This is a genomic window from Pedobacter sp. W3I1 (genome assembly GCF_030816015.1).
GTDB lineage: Bacteria > Bacteroidota > Bacteroidia > Sphingobacteriales > Sphingobacteriaceae > Pedobacter.
Genome location: NZ_JAUSXN010000001.1, coordinates 1,084,555 through 1,100,925, shown reverse-complemented (window position 1 = coordinate 1,100,925; position 16,371 = coordinate 1,084,555). Strand labels below are relative to the sequence as shown.

Below are 16,371 nucleotides of genomic sequence, written 5' to 3'. Positions count from 1 at the left end.
TTATGAGTATCTCCACCACGAGTATCAAACGGCCGGTTCTGGCCATTGTGATGAACTTATTGATTGTCCTGTTCGGGATAATCGGTTATACCTTTTTGGGTGTGCGCGAGTATCCATCTATCGACCCAACAGTGGTTTCGGTAAGGACTTCCTATCCTGGTGCCAACTCCGATATTATCGAATCGCAGATTACCGAACCTTTAGAAAAATCGATCAACTCTATTGATGGCATCCGAAACATTTCTTCATCAAGCAACCAGGGAACAAGCAATATCACCATAGAGTTTAACCTCGATAAAAATATAGAAGAGGCCGCAAACGATGTGCGTGATAAAGTATCGCAGGCTGCCCGTACCTTACCTAAAGATATTGACGGTTTACCGGTAGTAAGTAAGGCTGATGCCAACTCTGATCCGATTTTATCAATGACCATCCAGAGTGATAAACGTAATACCCTAGAATTAAGCGATTTCGCTGAAAACGTAATTGCCGATCGTATCCAAACCATTCCGGGGGTAAGTAGCGTACAAATCCAGGGTCAAAGGAAATACGCCATGCGTATCTGGATGGATCCGAATAAGCTAAGTGCTTACGGTTTAACCTCCCAAGATATTGTTACCGCATTAGATAATGAAAACGTAGAGCTTCCATCAGGAAAAATTACCGGTGCTACCACTGAATTAACGGTTAAAACCTTAGGAAAGCTAACCAACGAAAGCGAGTTTAACAACCTGATCTTAAAAACAGATAGCAACCAGGTAATCAAATTAAAAGATGTAGGTTATGCGGTTTTAGGACCAGAAAACGAAGAAACTATTCTTCGTGAATCGGGCAGACCGATGGTGGCTATTGCCATTATCCCTCAGCCAGGAGCGAATTATCTCGACATCAGTAAAGAGTTTTACAAGCGTTTTGATAAGTTAAAAGCCGATATCCCCCAAGATATTAAACTGAAGGTTGCATTAGATAATACCCTTTTCATCAAACGTTCGGTAACGGAAGTAGCAGAAACCATTGGTTTATCGCTGGTACTGGTAATTTTGATCATTTACCTTTTCTTTAGGGATTGGGCCATTGCCTTCAGACCATTGATTGATATTCCGGTATCATTAATTTTCACTTTCTTCATTATGTACGCCTTTGGCTTTTCAATCAACGTATTGAGCTTATTGGCTATTGTGCTGGCTACAGGATTGGTGGTAGATGATGGTATTGTGGTTACCGAAAATATCTTTAAAAAGGTTGAAGAAGGTATGTCGCCTTTCGAGGCTGCCATTAAAGGATCAAATGAAATCTTTTTTGCTGTAATTTCGATTTCCATTACCCTTGCCGCCGTATTTTTACCAGTAATTTTCTTACAAGGCTTTGTTGGCCGCTTATTTAGAGAGTTCGGGGTAGTAATCGGTGCAGCAGTACTGGTCTCGGCCTTTGTATCGCTTACTTTAACACCAATGTTAAACGCCTACCTAATGAAAAAGGGTGGACATAAACCATCCAGGTTTTACAATTGGACAGAGCCTTATTTTGTGAAGTTAAATAATGCTTACGAATCGAACCTGGATAAATTTTTGGATAAAAGATGGCTTTCCGTTCCGATCATCTTGGTGTGTATGGGCTTGATTTTCTTGTTCTGGAAGATATTACCAAAAGAAACCGCCCCTTATGATGACCGTAGCGCCATCAACATCAGTGCAACCACCCCCGAAGGTGCATCGTTTGCCTATACTGATAAGTTTATTATGAAACTAAACCAGCTGGTGCTCGATTCGGTTCCGGAAAAAGATGTAAGCATTACTATTACCTCACCAAGTTTTGGTGGCTCTGGTGCAGTAAATTCCGGTTTTGTGCGTATGGGATTAACAAACCCTGAAGAGCGCGAGCGTTCGCAAAAAGACATTGCCGCTTACCTGACCAAAATAACCAAAAAATATACTGAGGGCAAAACCATTGTAAACCAGCAGCCTACCATCTCGGTTGGCCGTCGTGGTGGATTACCGATCAGTTATATCATCCAGGCACAAAATTTCGAAAAATTAAGGGAGAAAATTCCTTTGTTTATGGATGCGGTATCGAAAGATCCAACATTCACCGTTTCGGATGTGAACCTGAAATTTAACAAACCTGAAATTAATTTAACCATCGACAGGGATAAAGCTAAAAATTTAGGCGTTTCTATATCTGCCATTGCCCAAACCTTAAATTTAGGTTTAAGTGGTCAAAGGTTTTCATATTTCTTCATGAATGGAAAACAATATCAGGTAATTGGCCAGTTCGATCGTGGAGATCGGAAAGATCCTTTAGATTTGAGCTCGGTTTACGTACGTAATGATAAGGGCGAACTGGTTCAACTCGACAATGTGGTTACTGCTAAAGAAGAGAGTAGCCCACCACAACTGTACAGGAACAACCGTTTTATCGCAGCAACTGTTTCAGCAGGGCTAGCACCTGGAAAAAGTATTGGTGAAGGTATTGATGCCATGGACGCCATTTCTAAAAAAGTATTAGATGAAACTTTCTCTACTGATTTAAGTGGAGAATCGCGGGATTTTCAAGAAAGTTCTTCAAATACCTTTTTTGCATTCGGTTTGGCCCTCCTACTCGTTTATTTAATTCTTTCAGCGCAGTTTGAGAGCTTTAAAGATCCGATTATTATCATTTTAACCGTACCCATGGCTGTTGCCGGTGCATTCTTATCGCTATGGTTATGTGGCCAAAGCTGGAATATCTTCAGCCAGATCGGTACCATTATGCTTATTGGCCTGGTAACTAAAAATGGTATTTTAATTGTTGAGTTTGCCAACCAGTTAAAAGAAAAAGGCATTCCGATCCCCGAAGCCATACGTGAGGCTGCTGTTTCGCGTTTGCGTCCAATTTTAATGACCAGTTTGGCCATTGCCATTGGTGCACTACCTATTGCCTTGGCTTTAGGAGCTGCTGCAAAAAGCAGAATGAGTATGGGAACCGTAATTGTAGGTGGTACATTATTCTCTTTGGTTTTAACCTTATTTGTAATCCCAGCCATTTACTCTTACTGGGCTAAACCATACAAACCGAATAAAGAATTAAAAGAAGCCCATCGTTTTGAACAGGAAGCTTTACATACAGAAGAATAAGATGAGCAAGAAATTAAAAATATTTATCCTACTGCTAAGCTTATCCCTTTCGGGCTTTGCACAAGAACAGCTGAGCCTGCAGGAAGCCATTACCATTGCTTTACAGAATAATTACGACATCAAAATCAGTAAAAACCAGGTCGATATCACAAAGAACAATGCCAATATTGGCAATGCGGGAATGTTACCTAACTTAACTGGAAGTTATGCCAATGGCGGAAGTATCCAGAACACCCGGCAAACCCCTGCCACTGGTCCTGACCGGGTAATTACAGGGGCAAAAAGTACCAATAACAGTTACGGTGCCGATTTAAACTGGACCATTTTTGATGGTTTTAGCATGTTCGCCAATTACGATCGCTTAAAAGAGCTGCAAAAACAGGGTGAATTAAACTCCCGCTTAACCATTTTAACCACTGTAGCCGATGTAATTACAGCCTATTATGATATTGTAAGACAACAACAATTGGTTATAGCGGCTGATAGTGCTATGGATGTTTCGGTATTGCGTACCAATATTGCCAAAACAAAATTGCAGCTTGGCCGTGGTTCTAAACTGGATGTATTAACCGCACAGGTTGATTACAATACCGATACTTCAAATTACCTGCAAACCAAAAATGCTTTACAGGTAGCTAAAGTTCGGTTAAACCAATTAATGGTTAGAGATATTGGCACTTCCTTTTCTGTTTCAGATAGCATAGATGTAGATAAAGGCATCTTATTTAGCAAAATGGCCGAAATGGCCGAGCAGCAGAATCCTAATGTGCAGAATGCTTTTATTAATCAACGCATTGCTTCGTTAAATCTAAAATCTATCCGTGGGGCACGCTATCCATCTGTTAGCCTAAACTCTGGCTACAGCAGGGCAAACAGTACCAGCCCTACTGGCTTTAATCAAAAATTTGCAGCGAATGGGTTTACCTACGGCGTTACGGCGAGTATAAATTTATTTAATGGTTTTTTACAGCGTCAGCAAGAACGCAATGCAAAAATAGAGATCGATAATTCGGCCTTAAACCTAAACAAAACCAAACTCGATGTAAATTCGCAATTGCTTACCGCATATCAAAACTACAGCACTTATCTGGATCTGATTAAGTTAGAACAACGGAATGTAGATATTGCAAAAGAAAACTTAGATATTACTTTAGCAAAATACCGTTTGGGCAGCATAGCCCCTTTAGAGTTAAGAGAAGCCCAACGTAATGCTATTGATGCAAAAAACCGTTTCATAGAAATGCAATATCAGGCCAAAATAGCCGAAACTACACTGAAAGAAATCAGTGGGAATATAAATTTACCTAATTAATTTTTATATTTAGTCCCATGATACTTGTTGCAGATAGTGGCTCATCAAAAACCGATTGGATGGGCTATCATAATGGCGAAACCATTAAATTTAGCACTCCTGGAATAAATCCTTATTTCTTAAGTGAGCAAGAAATTACCAAGCTGATTTCTAAAAATGAATCCTTATTGCAATACGCTGATGAGGTAAAAGAAATCTACTTTTTTGGAGCCGGTTGTTCTTCTCCCGACAAACATGAAGTAGTCTCAAATGGTCTGTCAGCCGTTTTTGATCATGCTTTTATTTCAGTAGATCACGATCTTCTGGGTTCGGTATATGCTACCTGTGGAAATGCCGAAGGCTTAAACTGTATTTTGGGCACCGGATCGAATATCTGTTATTTCGATGGAAAGAAAATCCACGATGGCCACCATGGCTTAGGGTATGTCCTAGGCGATGAAGGTTCTGGTACTTTCTTTGGAAAAAAAGTACTATTAAGCTATATGTACAACAAAATGCCCTCAAACTTAGCGGCAGAATTTAAAAAATCTTTCCCGGCAGAAAAAGAACAAATTATTACCAATGTTTATCAAAAACCTTTCCCTAATATCTATTTAGCAGGCTTTAGCCGTTTTATGGCCAATCATCAAGACCATCCGTTTATTCAGGATATTTTAAGAACTGGTTTTCAGGAGTTTGTAGATACAAATGTTAAAGATTATCCTAAACACAAAAATGTTCCATGCCACTTTGTTGGCTCCATAGCCTATTATTACCAGGAAACATTAATTTCGGTATTAATAGAAAATGGCATTGAACCGGGGAAAATACTACAAAAACCCATTGAAGAGCTATTTAACTTTATTTTAAATAAAGAGGGGATAGTACCAACAAGCGAGTTGAAATCGAAGTCTATTTTTTAGCTGTTATAAATTTATTGTTAAAATATTCTTAAGATTGTAAACATAACAACATAAACTTTTGTTATATTTTTTAAGAGCATATAAATGCCAACACATATGAAGAGAATACTGGTAGTAGATGACGATATTGAGGTTTTAGAAACCATACAATTAATACTGGAAATCGGTGGGTTTAAAGTTTCGGCACTGAATGATGGTGAGGAAATTTTTAACAGAATTGAAAAATTTAGTCCTGATTTAATCTTACTGGATATTTCTCTTGGGCATATAGATGGACGCGTGCTATGCGAACAGCTCAAATCAATTGAAAGCACCTCTAAAATTCCAATTTTACTGATTTCTGGTTTATACGATCCAAAAGACTTTACCACATTAAACTACGGGCAAGACGATTTCTTATCAAAACCATTCCAAATGGATGTATTGCTTAAAAAGATCACTAAAATTCTTTCACTGGAAGAAGACAAACCAAGCTTTCTTTTAAATTAAGTTAATCCAACATTAAAAATATTTAGCCAGAAGAATTTTAAGTTTTCCTGGCTTTTTTATTTTATAAAAATAAATTCACCTTCCCATTGAATAAATTTAGTAATCATGATACCAAGCAATGAATGGCTAAAAACCTGGAACGAGAAACGTGCTTCGTTAGCCTGTCCCTATAACTTGAATGATTATTTTGAGGAAACAACCGTTGCTGGCAAAAAGATAGATCACCTCGAACTGGGAAGCGTTTCTATTCCAACAGGAGAAATTTTGGTTAGAGATCCGCTTGTATATGTCCAAAAAGATGCTGAGCCGTATTTAATTAAAGTGCCTAGAGGCGAATTTCCGGTAACTGCAGCTGTAGTTGTTCCCGACGATGAAGATTGTGCCAGGTATGCTGCCGTTAAAGTACAATTTACAGCTTATGATGCGATACGATTTGAAGAGGCACTAATTGGCACAGAAGATCTTGCTGATTTTAACGAAGGAGAATTTTTTGGTTTTAATGTAGATGCAGGCTTAGCTTGTGTGCTGGATAAAGAAACGTTAAACCATTTCTGTGCATTTCAAGACAGGTTTAATAAAGAACATCCTGGTAAAAACCTCTACGATGATTACTTCGCGGCACTTTTTGCAAGTAATTATGCAGAGAATCCTATTCATCAACGTGAAGGTGGCGATTGGATCAACTGGAAAATACCCGGAACCGATTACCATATTCCGTTTTTTCAAAGTGGTTTTGGTGATGGTACCTACCCTGTTTATTATGGCTTTGATGTTGAAGGCAATATCTGCTCGCTGATTATTCAGTTTATTGATATTGAACTGGCTTATGGTGAGGAGAGGTAACTTTTCAATTCACAATAATGAGGATGGATCAAAAAGTTAAATTCGATACGGATTGTTATATTGAACCGCCCGATGAATCCTAATGTGTGGACACATCTACATCAGCCTGTATTTGTTTTTAGCACATATTCCTAAGGCGATCGTCATGCTGCCCCGAAGCTTCGGGATCAGCATCTTTCCTGCTAATAACTGGTCGTGATTCCTTAAGAATAATGGTTTTTGGGCACAAATGTTGATTTTTTTCCGCTCTTTGCCGCGGGGGCATGGTACTTTGGAGCCAAAGTACCCAAAGCGCTTTGTCAATCCGGCAATGGGCCTTTTACACAATCCTACACGCATCAAAAAAACAGCGGCACTTTGTTTTGTTCGTTAGGACAGGGTGAAAGTTTTTGCAAACATGAAACACAAAATCACTGCGTGTTAGGTTTGATAGTGCCATTTGTACTGTTGTACTACTGTTTTTTTGATTTCCCGGCCCTTGGGATTGACAGCGTTCTTCGGTTAAAACAATGTGTTATTTGAGGAAGCTAGCAAAACGCCTAAAATTAACCTCAAAAAGATGTGTCCACACGATAGGATGAATCGGGACAAGTAGTCGAAATGCTCTGCCAAGGCTATTTAATCTAGGTCCTTCGACAGGCTCAGGATGACAATCTATATTAAAACTACACAGAATCAAACACGGACATGGAATAGACGGCATGAGGGGATACCTTTCCCTACTTGCACAGCACTACCTGATCTAAACCCGATGGCACGAATGCCCGATCCTTCAATCGGCAGAAGGTACAGCGGGACTAACAAGAATTGAAATACTGACTTTGCTTTCCAAATCATGATTTACAACTGTGTAATAATAAAAACAACGAGTGACCTGTGAGACACAGACCACGGAACCGAATTTAGCCATAAGAGGAAAAAAGGTCTTCGACTCCGCTCAGACTGACAATGGCTGTGCTTAACTTAACAACATACAGATTATGGAATAAGCGCATGAGTGGAAACCCATCCTACTAGCACATCACTACCGGATCTAAGCCTGATGGGACGATCCCGACGTAAGTCGGGAGAGGTACAGCGGGACTAACAAGAATTGAAATACTGGCTTTGCTTTCCAAATCATGATTTACAACTGTGTAATAATAAAAACAACGAGTAGTCTGTGAGACAGGCTCAGGAACCAGTAACGATGAACTTATAGGAACTGTCATTTTGGCAAACAAATTCTTTTGGAACAACCCTTGTTATGCAGGATGTAGATTAAACAATTTATTTACATATGAGCATACAGGAAAAAGGAAATATCTCCATACATACTGAGAATATTTTCCCGATAATTAAGAAGTTTTTATACTCTGATAACGAAATTTTTCTTCGTGAGTTGGTTTCTAACGCAGTAGATGCAGTTCAGAAAATTAAAAGACTGGGTTCATTAGGTCAGTTTAATGGCGAAGTTGGCCAACCATTGGTGCAAGTTGCGGTTGATAAGGATGCAAAAACCATTACCATTAGTGATAATGGCTTGGGAATGACTGCCGAAGAGATTAAAAAGTACATTAACCAGGTTGCATTTTCTGGCGCAAGTGAGTTTGTAGAGAAATTTAAAGATGCTAAAGATGCCAACGAAATCATCGGTAAATTCGGTTTAGGCTTCTATTCGGCCTTTATGGTTGCTGATTTAGTGGAGATTCAAACTTTATCGTACCAGGATGGCGCTGAGCCTGCACGTTGGGTTTGCGACGGCAGTACAGAATTTGAAATTACCGAAGGCACTAAAACTACTCGTGGTACGGATATTATCCTCCATGTAAACAAAGATTCGGAAGAGTTTCTAGAAGAAAGTAAACTGCAGCAAATTCTTGATAAATATGCTAAATTTTTACCAGTGCCAATTAAGTTTGGTACCAAAACAGAATCGGTTGAAGATGGCGTAGATGAAGAAGGTAAAGCAAAGTATAACGATGTTGAAGTAGATAACATCATCAACACCACCAATCCCATCTGGACAAAAGCTCCTGCAGATTTGTCAGACGAGGATTATTTAAACTTTTACCGGGAACTATATCCATTTAGTGAAGAACCATTATTCTGGATCCACCTAAATGTTGATTATCCTTTTAATTTAACCGGTGTACTGTATTTTCCTAAGTTGAAAAACGATTTCGAAATGCAGCGCAACAAAATCAAATTGTACTCTCGCCAGGTATTTATTACCGATGAGGTTAAAGATATCGTTCCTGAGTTTTTGATGTTATTGCACGGTGTAATCGACTCTCCTGATATTCCTTTAAATGTATCGCGTAGTTTCTTACAGGCCGACAGCAACGTTAAAAAGATCAACAACTACATTACTAAAAAGGTTGCTGATAAATTAGGTGAGTTATTTGCTAAAGACCGTAAAGCTTACGAAGATAAATGGAAAGACATTGGTCTTTTTGTAAAATACGGTATGATTAGCGAAGAGAAGTTTTACGATAAGGCTAAAGATTTTGCTTTAGTGGGCAACACTAAAAACGAGCTTTTCACACTTCCTGAATATAAAGAAAAGGTAACAGCCTTACAAACGGATAAAAACGGCACTGTGGTTTATTTATATACCAATGATGCTGCTAAACAAGATGCGTTTATCCAATCGGCCAATAAGAAAGATTACGATGTTTTAGTGCTGGATTCGCCGATCGATAATCACTTTATTAATCAATTGGAGCAAAAATTAGAGAAAACATCTATTAAACGTGTTGACTCGAGTGTTGCGGATAAATTAATTGAGAAAGATGAGCAGAACGAGCATGTTTTAACTGAAGATCAGGTAAAAGAAGTAACTACTATTTTTGAAAAAGCCATTACCAAACCCGGTATGCATGTAGAAGTTGTAGCTTTACACCCTGACGAATTACCAGTGACTATTACCATGGATGAATTTATGCGCAGGATGAAAGATATGGCTGCAATGGGTGGTGGAATGGGCTTTTATGGCCAAATGCCCGACAATTACAAAGTCGCCATTAATGGAAACCATAAATTGGTAAGTAAAATTTTAAAAGCTGAAGGAGAAGAGCAGCGCAACCTGGCTAAACAAGCGGTAGATTTAGCCCTTTTAGCACAAGGTATGTTAACTGGTGCAGAATTAACAGCTTTTGTAAGCAGAAGTGTAGAATTAATTTAATCAGGAAATCCTGTTATCGTTTAAAGGGAGAAATCGAATCGGTTTCTCCCTTTTTCTTTTGCGGGAGGGCATAAAAAAAGTCTTGATCAGATCAAGACTTTTAGGTAAAAATTTTCGGGACTCTTAGATTAAATTAATATTGTTAGCTTGTTGTTGCTACATTAGTTTTATGATCTACATTGAAATAATCTTTGTGATCTTCGATCATTTTAGCAATGGTAGCAGCTTTGGTATCGGTTATTTTAAATTCGAATAATGGCTCTTGATTTTTCTTTGATCTCACCATTTTCTCTGTGTAAAAGCGGTACACTAAACCATTGGTTAGTAAGCCATATTTAGCTTTTGTTTTACGGAAGTATTTAGATAGACGTGAATCGTGAATATCTAAATTATCGTTGTGGTGTTTACATTCAACAAGAATTGTTGGTTCTCCATCTTTCATAATGGTGTAATCAACTTTTTTACTTTTTTTAACCCCGAAGTCTAGAACAGCTTCAGATTGAACCTCAGAAGGATCAAATCCTAAGATTTGGATAAAAGGCATAACTAACGCATTCCTTGTTAAATCCTCAGATTGAACTTGTGGAAGCATTTTCTTAATTCTTACGGCAAACTGCCCGATTTCGTCTTTCAATTCCATGTTGTTATCTATTATAGGTGGTTAGTTTTTTAAATTGTATTGGTTAAATACCGAATTTGCAGTGATAATAATTTGATCTAAACTTTGTTTATCAAAAAAGTTTCTGTTCAACATATCAACCATATAAGTTAATTTATTGATATCAGTTGTACGCATGGTAAACTGAAAACTTTTCAAGCCATCTTTTATAGCCTGCTGAACGTAGTTACGTACAACCAAAAAAGATTTTCTGAATGCGTATTCGCCATCTAACTGGCCCTTAACAGGGTTTCGTCCATCAAGATTGCTATATTCATTTTGCATTCTCTGGTACATATCTGCGTTGATTCCCTGATTATTTAGAATCCCCTTGTAATAGATTTTATTAAGTAAATACTCGTATTCGTTGTTTTTCATGTGGAGGCTTTGTAGATGTAGGGAGAATATTTCTTTGCTTTTCGGTATTTTTGTCTTTTTTGTTTTTTAATAAATCTTTTAACCCAGTATTGTATGGCCTGTTTTTAATTTTATTATCCACAGGCTACACAAGATTGGGCAGGCAGATGTTTTTCACAATTAGTAGTTTTCACTGCTAATTATTTTGTTTTTGGCAAACAGTATAAAGATTATTAAAAGAAGGGGATTAGATAATTTTTTTACATGAACCACCCAGAATATTACACGAAACCTAGGTTTATTTTAGACGAAACCTGGAATAAGTTTTTTTGGTGCAATTGTTAATTCAATTCATTTTTATTTAACTTGCATTCAAATCAAATAAAACACACATATTTATACTCATGAATCTAAAATGCGTTGTTATAGACGACGAGCAACATGCAATTGAAGTATTAACTGACCACATTGCGGAAATGCCTGGCTTAACAGTTTTTAAAACTTTTACCAGTCCTGTCCAGGCACTTACTGAGATCAGTACTGAGGACGAAATTGATTTATTGTTTATGGATATTGATATGCCAGGAATCAATGGGTTGGAACTGGCTAAAAATATCAGAGAAAAAGCAAAATATTTGATTTTTACTACAGCGCATCCTGATTATGCCTTGCAAGCATTTGATGTTCAATCAGATCAGTACTTATTAAAGCCTATTTCGTTTGCAAAATTTGCATTAGGTATTGATAGGATTTTAAAAAAAGAAGCCAGTAATACCAAAGCTACGACGAAGGAAGCTGATCAGGTAGCGGCCCTTTATATTAAAGGCGACCACAAATATGCTTTTTCTAACATCGCCATTGATGAAATACTTTACATCAAAGCACTACAGAATTATATACAGATTATTACTAAATCTGAAATCCATACTACCTACCTTACACTTAAGGAAATTGAAAAGGCCTTAGAAAACCACGCATTTATCCGTGTTAATAAATCGAACATTGTAGCTAAAGCGGCAATTAAAAAAGTAGATGGAAATATAATCCGTTTGGTAAATAACGAGATGATTCAAATTGGCGAAGGTTATAAAGAAACTTTCTTCACTTATGTACAGAGCAGTTTGTTAAAATCAAATCGAAATCAATAAACTACTAAAGGTCTACGATCCAACTAGTCATTACTACCGTATGACTTTGGTCACCCGTTGGTGTGGTTGTATAATTATTTTGAGCTTTGATGTTTTTATAAACGAAAACAGTTTTTTTAGCAAGTTTAGTTGTGTGTTGAGCTTTCATGATATTAATATTTAATGTGATTATTAATTGTTGTTATTAATTTCTGTAAAGATGCAGCGTTAAATTAACCACAACCATTTTTTTACACAAAACCCCAATTTTAGGAGATAAAAACCCTATTTCAATAGATTTAAAGCGAAAAAATGACTTTTTCAACGTTCAAAACATTATATAAAAATTATAAACTCCACCTGCTTATCTGGAGTATTTACATCATATATGAAGTATTTATTTTAGGATATGCATCGAAACAATTCAAACCCCCTGGTATTTATCTTCTCATATATTTAACTAATATTTCTATTTTCTACCTTCATACATTTTTGCTCAAGAAAGTATTAAGTAAAAAGAATACCTCCCTCAGAATTGCAACCATTCTATTACTGATTGCGGCAATGTTAGTAATCTACATCGCAACAAGTTATGTACTCTTATTATTATTTCAAAAAATTGGGGTCATAGAATTCGACATGGCAAATTTTGTCCCTCGTGATTTCATACTATCTTGCATGTATAGATCCTTATATTTTATCGGTTTCGCAACGGGTTATGTTTATCTAATCAAATCATTCCAGGATCAGAAGAAAGTAGAAGCATTAGAACGACAGAACCTGGTTACCCAAATAGAAAAACAGGCCTTAGAGAATGATCTGGTTCAATCGCAAAACAATTATCTGCGCAGTCAGATCAATCCACACTTTCTATTTAATACTTTAAACTTTATTTATAACGACGCCCGCAAAAAGGCGCCCATGGCAGCAGATGCAATTATGAATCTGGCCGAAATGATGCGTTATGCCCTAAAACGTCCTGAAGCATCAGAGATGGTTCCACTAAGTGAAGAAATTGAGCAAATTGAACACCTGATCAATCTCCATAAACTCCGAACGGCTAACACCATTAATCTGGAACTTGAAGTGACGGGCGATATGTTCGGATTAAGATTTCCACCGCTTATCTTATTAACTTTGGTTGAAAATATATTCAAGCATGGAAATGTTTCGCACTCTACTCAACAAGCACTTATTAAAATAACTTACGAAAAAGATAGCCTTAATATCAGCACCATCAACATGATTAATGATAATAAAGGCAAGCAGACTGAAAGCCATCATGTAGGGATTGACAATATTAGCAAGCGACTTAGTAATTTTTATGGTAATGATTATATATTCAGGTATTACAAAGATCCACTTAACCGCTATATTACTGAAATAGCTGTAACTGTTGTTAATCCATTGGCCAGGTTAAACCGTTAAACTTTCATTGCATTTTGACGCTGAATATCTTTTAGCAGAAAATAGTACATTACCATTTCATGCGTTCGCTGATCTTTACTGAAAAGTCGGTTTACATGCATATGCATTAAATCGGTCAATAGTTTTATTGCATTTTCAGGAGCACATTGTTTCAGAATTTTGATAAACGATTCTGAAAACACTCCAAATCCCTGCTCCTGTTCTGCTGTTAACGCCGTCCATTCTGTTTTTCGAAACTCCTGATAATGGTTATTTAATTGTTTAAAATCAGCTGCATCTAATCGATGCTCTTCATTAAAGTTATCAGACATTAATCTCACAATCTTATTAATGATCAGCTTATCTATAATATTAGATTCGATAATCTTAGAAACCAAAAGGCTACACAATTTATATTTGTTGAAATCACCGGTCTGGGTTTCTAAAAGCGATAATACAAATTCACTATCTATAGCGAAATGCTGTTCAACATCTTCAATCATATTGCCACCATAACGCTCCAACTCACGTTTATAGGTTTTAATCTGCACGTCGGACACCAAACCTGAGTTTAAAAACAATTCCAGATCATCCATGAGTTTTGATGTTAACAGCTGCCCATCCCTGGGATTATTTAGTTGAACCCTAAACCTGATGTGGTTTCCATTTTCATTGTAACGGATAAAAAACCACGATTTTACCTGATCTGTATGAGTAGTTAGGAAGGGCGCAATTACTTCCGTCAAAATTTGATCGCTACGTTGCTGGTGGCAATAAATTTCGAAATACAGCCATTCTTTACCTGGCAGAAAAAGTCGCGTTACCCCGGCATTTGCTGATGTTTTAGCCAAACCGCGGTAAATTTGTTCGCCATGACCTATACTTAAAACAAACTGAGCTAAATAGGGTTTAGCTGCTTCATCAACCACGATACTATTTTGAGGCAATAACATTTCTTCAATGTAAGTACTGCCATGCTTTTGCATGTATTGCAGAAAGGCATTTATATCATCATCGTTTTGTAGGGCAAAGCATAAGGTTTGATCGGACATACCTGCTTTAAAATATTCGCTAACGCCTAAATTACCCAGGTACGATCTACATTCGGCGATGGATAGCAACTTTTGAGCGGGCCCTAAAAGGGATTCTTTTTTAATTTTCCATTTATTTCTGCTTAAAACTATATTTTGATATTGTAACCTTGGATAATAATCCAAATCAGGGAAAATAGTATCGAGCGGAAAGGAAAGATTGGTTTGTAAACCTTGATGTTGCAAATCGCACAATAACCTAAATACAGAAAGATCTGAACGGATATAGTTATAGGCAGAAGCCATTCTTGGCACCAGCCGTTTATTTAAATGTGCAGAGCGAAGAATAATCTCTGTGCCCCGAACTGAAATTTGTATATCATTTAAGGCAAGTGGCGATGCTGAGGTATCAAAATTTAAGATTGATAGTTGATGGCCATAAATCAATTTGCGCCTGTTCACATTATCTACATTCGCTTCTACCATGTAGGCCACATCGAAAAATAATACCTCAGGGTTTGCTTCTTGTTCTGCGGCCGCAATGTCTTTAGCATACTGCGCTACATCATCGGCTGCCATTGTAAATCTTCCACTTAAAGCATTTGATGTTGCTCCGCCTATCTGTTCGATGAAAATCAAATCATCATGAACAGACATTACCATGCTGAATGAATTGGGTAAAGATGCTAATTTCTCGTTCTGCTTTAAGGCAAGTTTGTTCAGATAAACAGCTTTACCTTTTTCGAAGTTTTGTTCAGTCAGGTAGGATTTTAACGCCGCTTTAATATTTTCTACCTCCGCTTTTTTCGGTGGTTTATTATTGAAGCGTGTGACAAACTCACTGTTTTGACCGGCTTGCTCCAACTCATCGTAGCCTACACCCATTTCTGGATCTAGGGCCAATAAAAGCGGCACTTCCTGATCTTCGAATTTCTTCTTAAACCTAACCTGGAACTGGCTCAGGGCATCACGATCTTTTGACGGCATTATATTATGAAGCATATTGATCAAGCCTGGAATAGCCTGAAGCGAACGTTCATGAATACCACCGGATAAAGCTGTGCGTTGCGCGATAAGATATTTTGGCAACTCAGCCGTAGCGGTTAGGCCTAAACGTTCAAAATAATCATCTCCTATAATATTGGGATCGTAGTTGGTAAAAACAAGCTGTAAATCGTGCATATCCTGCAGCAAACCAAACAGATTTTCAATTTCAGCATCATTTAAATTCAATTGTTTTACCAGATCGTTAAGCCTAACTGGCTTTAAGCAAGCAGCTAATATTTGCTTTACAAAGTCATCCTGATCTAACTCGGCCAGTTCAAAAACGCCATCGGTACAGGCTATATAACGAATACTGTTGGGTGTTAAATAATAACTGCTGTTACTAAATAAAAGGCAATTCTTTTGCAACAGTTCTGCCAATGGCAACTGAATATTATTCTTATAAGGCCAATCAACCAGTTCGTGTATTTTTTGGGTTTCTTCAATTACTATTTTGCTTTCTGATGGTTTAAAGGCATTGTTTAACAAACTGAAACCAGCAAAAGTGCCATAAGGTGTTGACCGGAATTTTGCACGGTTAAAATATTTCCAGATGGTAAAATAAACCTTAGGTGGAAGATCTTTCAGTTCGTTTGCCTTTACTTCTTTTATGGTTTCGTAAAAAGCTGCGGAAGATATGGAAATGGCCAATTTTAATTCCTCCCAACAATCTACCAGTTCAGATTGATATGAAAATTTAGGTGTTCTAAAAATTACGGTTGGTTGGATATTCAGCTTCATTGCATTTAAATGATAGGCGAAAATTACAAAGATTAATTTAAAAAGTGATCAATTGGCAGTTTTCAGTTAGCGGTAGCCAGTTCCATACTGCTATCAACAGTTCTATAGTTGCAGTAGCAAGCTCTGTTAATTTGGATTACAAATCCTGACCAACAATGACCAACATCGATTACAAATCCCC

General features: G+C 37.4%; 11 protein-coding genes. 8 read left to right on the top strand and 3 right to left on the bottom strand.

Going from position 1 to position 16,371, the window contains the following annotated elements; genetic code table 11:
* Positions 1 to 2 precede the first annotated feature (2 nt).
* From QF042_RS04775 to htpG, 6 genes are all read left to right on the top strand, one after another.
* A complete protein-coding gene (locus QF042_RS04775; RefSeq protein ID WP_307525865.1) occupies positions 3 to 3,113 on the top strand; it encodes an efflux RND transporter permease subunit in 3,111 nt (1,036 codons plus the stop codon).
* 1 nt (position 3,114) lies between these two features.
* Positions 3,115 to 4,425 (top strand): TolC family protein, encoded by a 1,311-nt coding sequence (locus QF042_RS04770; protein WP_307525863.1) that lies wholly within the window; start codon positions 3,115 to 3,117, stop codon positions 4,423 to 4,425.
* A gap of 17 nt (positions 4,426 to 4,442) precedes the next feature.
* Complete coding sequence (locus QF042_RS04765; RefSeq protein WP_307525861.1) at positions 4,443 to 5,327, top strand: N-acetylglucosamine kinase; 885 nt, start codon at positions 4,443 to 4,445, stop codon at positions 5,325 to 5,327.
* 96 nt (positions 5,328 to 5,423) lie between these two features.
* Entirely contained in the window at positions 5,424 to 5,816 is a 393-nt protein-coding gene (locus tag QF042_RS04760) for a PleD family two-component system response regulator (RefSeq protein ID WP_051691826.1), read from the top strand.
* Positions 5,817 to 5,921: 105 nt separating this feature from the next.
* Positions 5,922 to 6,659 (top strand): DUF4241 domain-containing protein, encoded by a 738-nt coding sequence (locus QF042_RS04755; RefSeq protein ID WP_307525858.1) that lies wholly within the window; start codon positions 5,922 to 5,924, stop codon positions 6,657 to 6,659.
* Positions 6,660 to 7,938: 1,279 nt separating this feature from the next.
* Positions 7,939 to 9,825, top strand: coding sequence for a molecular chaperone HtpG (htpG, locus tag QF042_RS04750; RefSeq protein ID WP_373459061.1), 1,887 nt, complete (start codon positions 7,939 to 7,941; stop codon positions 9,823 to 9,825).
* A 142-nt stretch (positions 9,826 to 9,967) separates the two neighbouring features.
* Here the strand turns inward: htpG and QF042_RS04745 are convergent, their stop codons facing one another.
* Both QF042_RS04745 and QF042_RS04740 read right to left on the bottom strand, forming a co-directional pair.
* The gene (locus tag QF042_RS04745) at positions 9,968 to 10,465 is read right to left on the bottom strand and encodes a type I restriction enzyme HsdR N-terminal domain-containing protein (RefSeq protein ID WP_307525857.1); all 498 of its coding nucleotides are present in this window, start codon (positions 10,463 to 10,465) and stop codon (positions 9,968 to 9,970) included.
* Between the two features lie 21 nt (positions 10,466 to 10,486).
* Complete coding sequence (locus QF042_RS04740) at positions 10,487 to 10,861, bottom strand: hypothetical protein (protein ID WP_307525855.1); 375 nt, start codon at positions 10,859 to 10,861, stop codon at positions 10,487 to 10,489.
* 383 nt (positions 10,862 to 11,244) lie between these two features.
* On the opposite strand from QF042_RS04740, the gene QF042_RS04735 reads away from it, so the two are divergent.
* Together QF042_RS04735 and QF042_RS04730 are read left to right on the top strand one after the other, a co-directional pair.
* Positions 11,245 to 11,988, top strand: a complete 744-nt coding sequence (locus QF042_RS04735) for a LytTR family DNA-binding domain-containing protein (protein WP_307525853.1) — start codon at positions 11,245 to 11,247, stop codon at positions 11,986 to 11,988.
* 657 nt (positions 11,989 to 12,645) lie between these two features.
* Positions 12,646 to 13,395, top strand: coding sequence for a sensor histidine kinase (locus QF042_RS04730; protein ID WP_307525852.1), 750 nt, complete (start codon positions 12,646 to 12,648; stop codon positions 13,393 to 13,395).
* On the opposite strand, the gene QF042_RS04725 is transcribed toward QF042_RS04730, so the two are convergent.
* Positions 13,392 to 16,190, bottom strand: coding sequence for a lantibiotic dehydratase (locus QF042_RS04725; RefSeq protein ID WP_307525850.1), 2,799 nt, complete (start codon positions 16,188 to 16,190; stop codon positions 13,392 to 13,394). The two genes, QF042_RS04730 and QF042_RS04725, sit on opposite strands and share 4 nt — an antisense overlap.
* Positions 16,191 to 16,371: the final 181 nt, after the last annotated feature.

Coding starts and splice junctions, on each gene's coding strand:
- QF042_RS04730 (WP_307525852.1), top strand. CDS start 12,646: ATGTATAGATCCTTATATTTTATCGGTTTCGCAACGGGTTATGTTTAT.
- QF042_RS04735 (WP_307525853.1), top strand. CDS start 11,245: ATGAATCTAAAATGCGTTGTTATAGACGACGAGCAACATGCAATTGAA.
- QF042_RS04765 (WP_307525861.1), top strand. CDS start 4,443: ATGATACTTGTTGCAGATAGTGGCTCATCAAAAACCGATTGGATGGGC.
- QF042_RS04725 (WP_307525850.1), bottom strand. CDS start 16,190: ATGAAGCTGAATATCCAACCAACCGTAATTTTTAGAACACCTAAATTT.
- QF042_RS04775 (WP_307525865.1), top strand. CDS start 3: ATGAGTATCTCCACCACGAGTATCAAACGGCCGGTTCTGGCCATTGTG.
- htpG (WP_373459061.1), top strand. CDS start 7,939: ATGAGCATACAGGAAAAAGGAAATATCTCCATACATACTGAGAATATT.
- QF042_RS04760 (WP_051691826.1), top strand. CDS start 5,424: ATGAAGAGAATACTGGTAGTAGATGACGATATTGAGGTTTTAGAAACC.
- QF042_RS04770 (WP_307525863.1), top strand. CDS start 3,115: ATGAGCAAGAAATTAAAAATATTTATCCTACTGCTAAGCTTATCCCTT.
- QF042_RS04755 (WP_307525858.1), top strand. CDS start 5,922: ATGATACCAAGCAATGAATGGCTAAAAACCTGGAACGAGAAACGTGCT.
- QF042_RS04745 (WP_307525857.1), bottom strand. CDS start 10,465: ATGGAATTGAAAGACGAAATCGGGCAGTTTGCCGTAAGAATTAAGAAA.
- QF042_RS04740 (WP_307525855.1), bottom strand. CDS start 10,861: ATGAAAAACAACGAATACGAGTATTTACTTAATAAAATCTATTACAAG.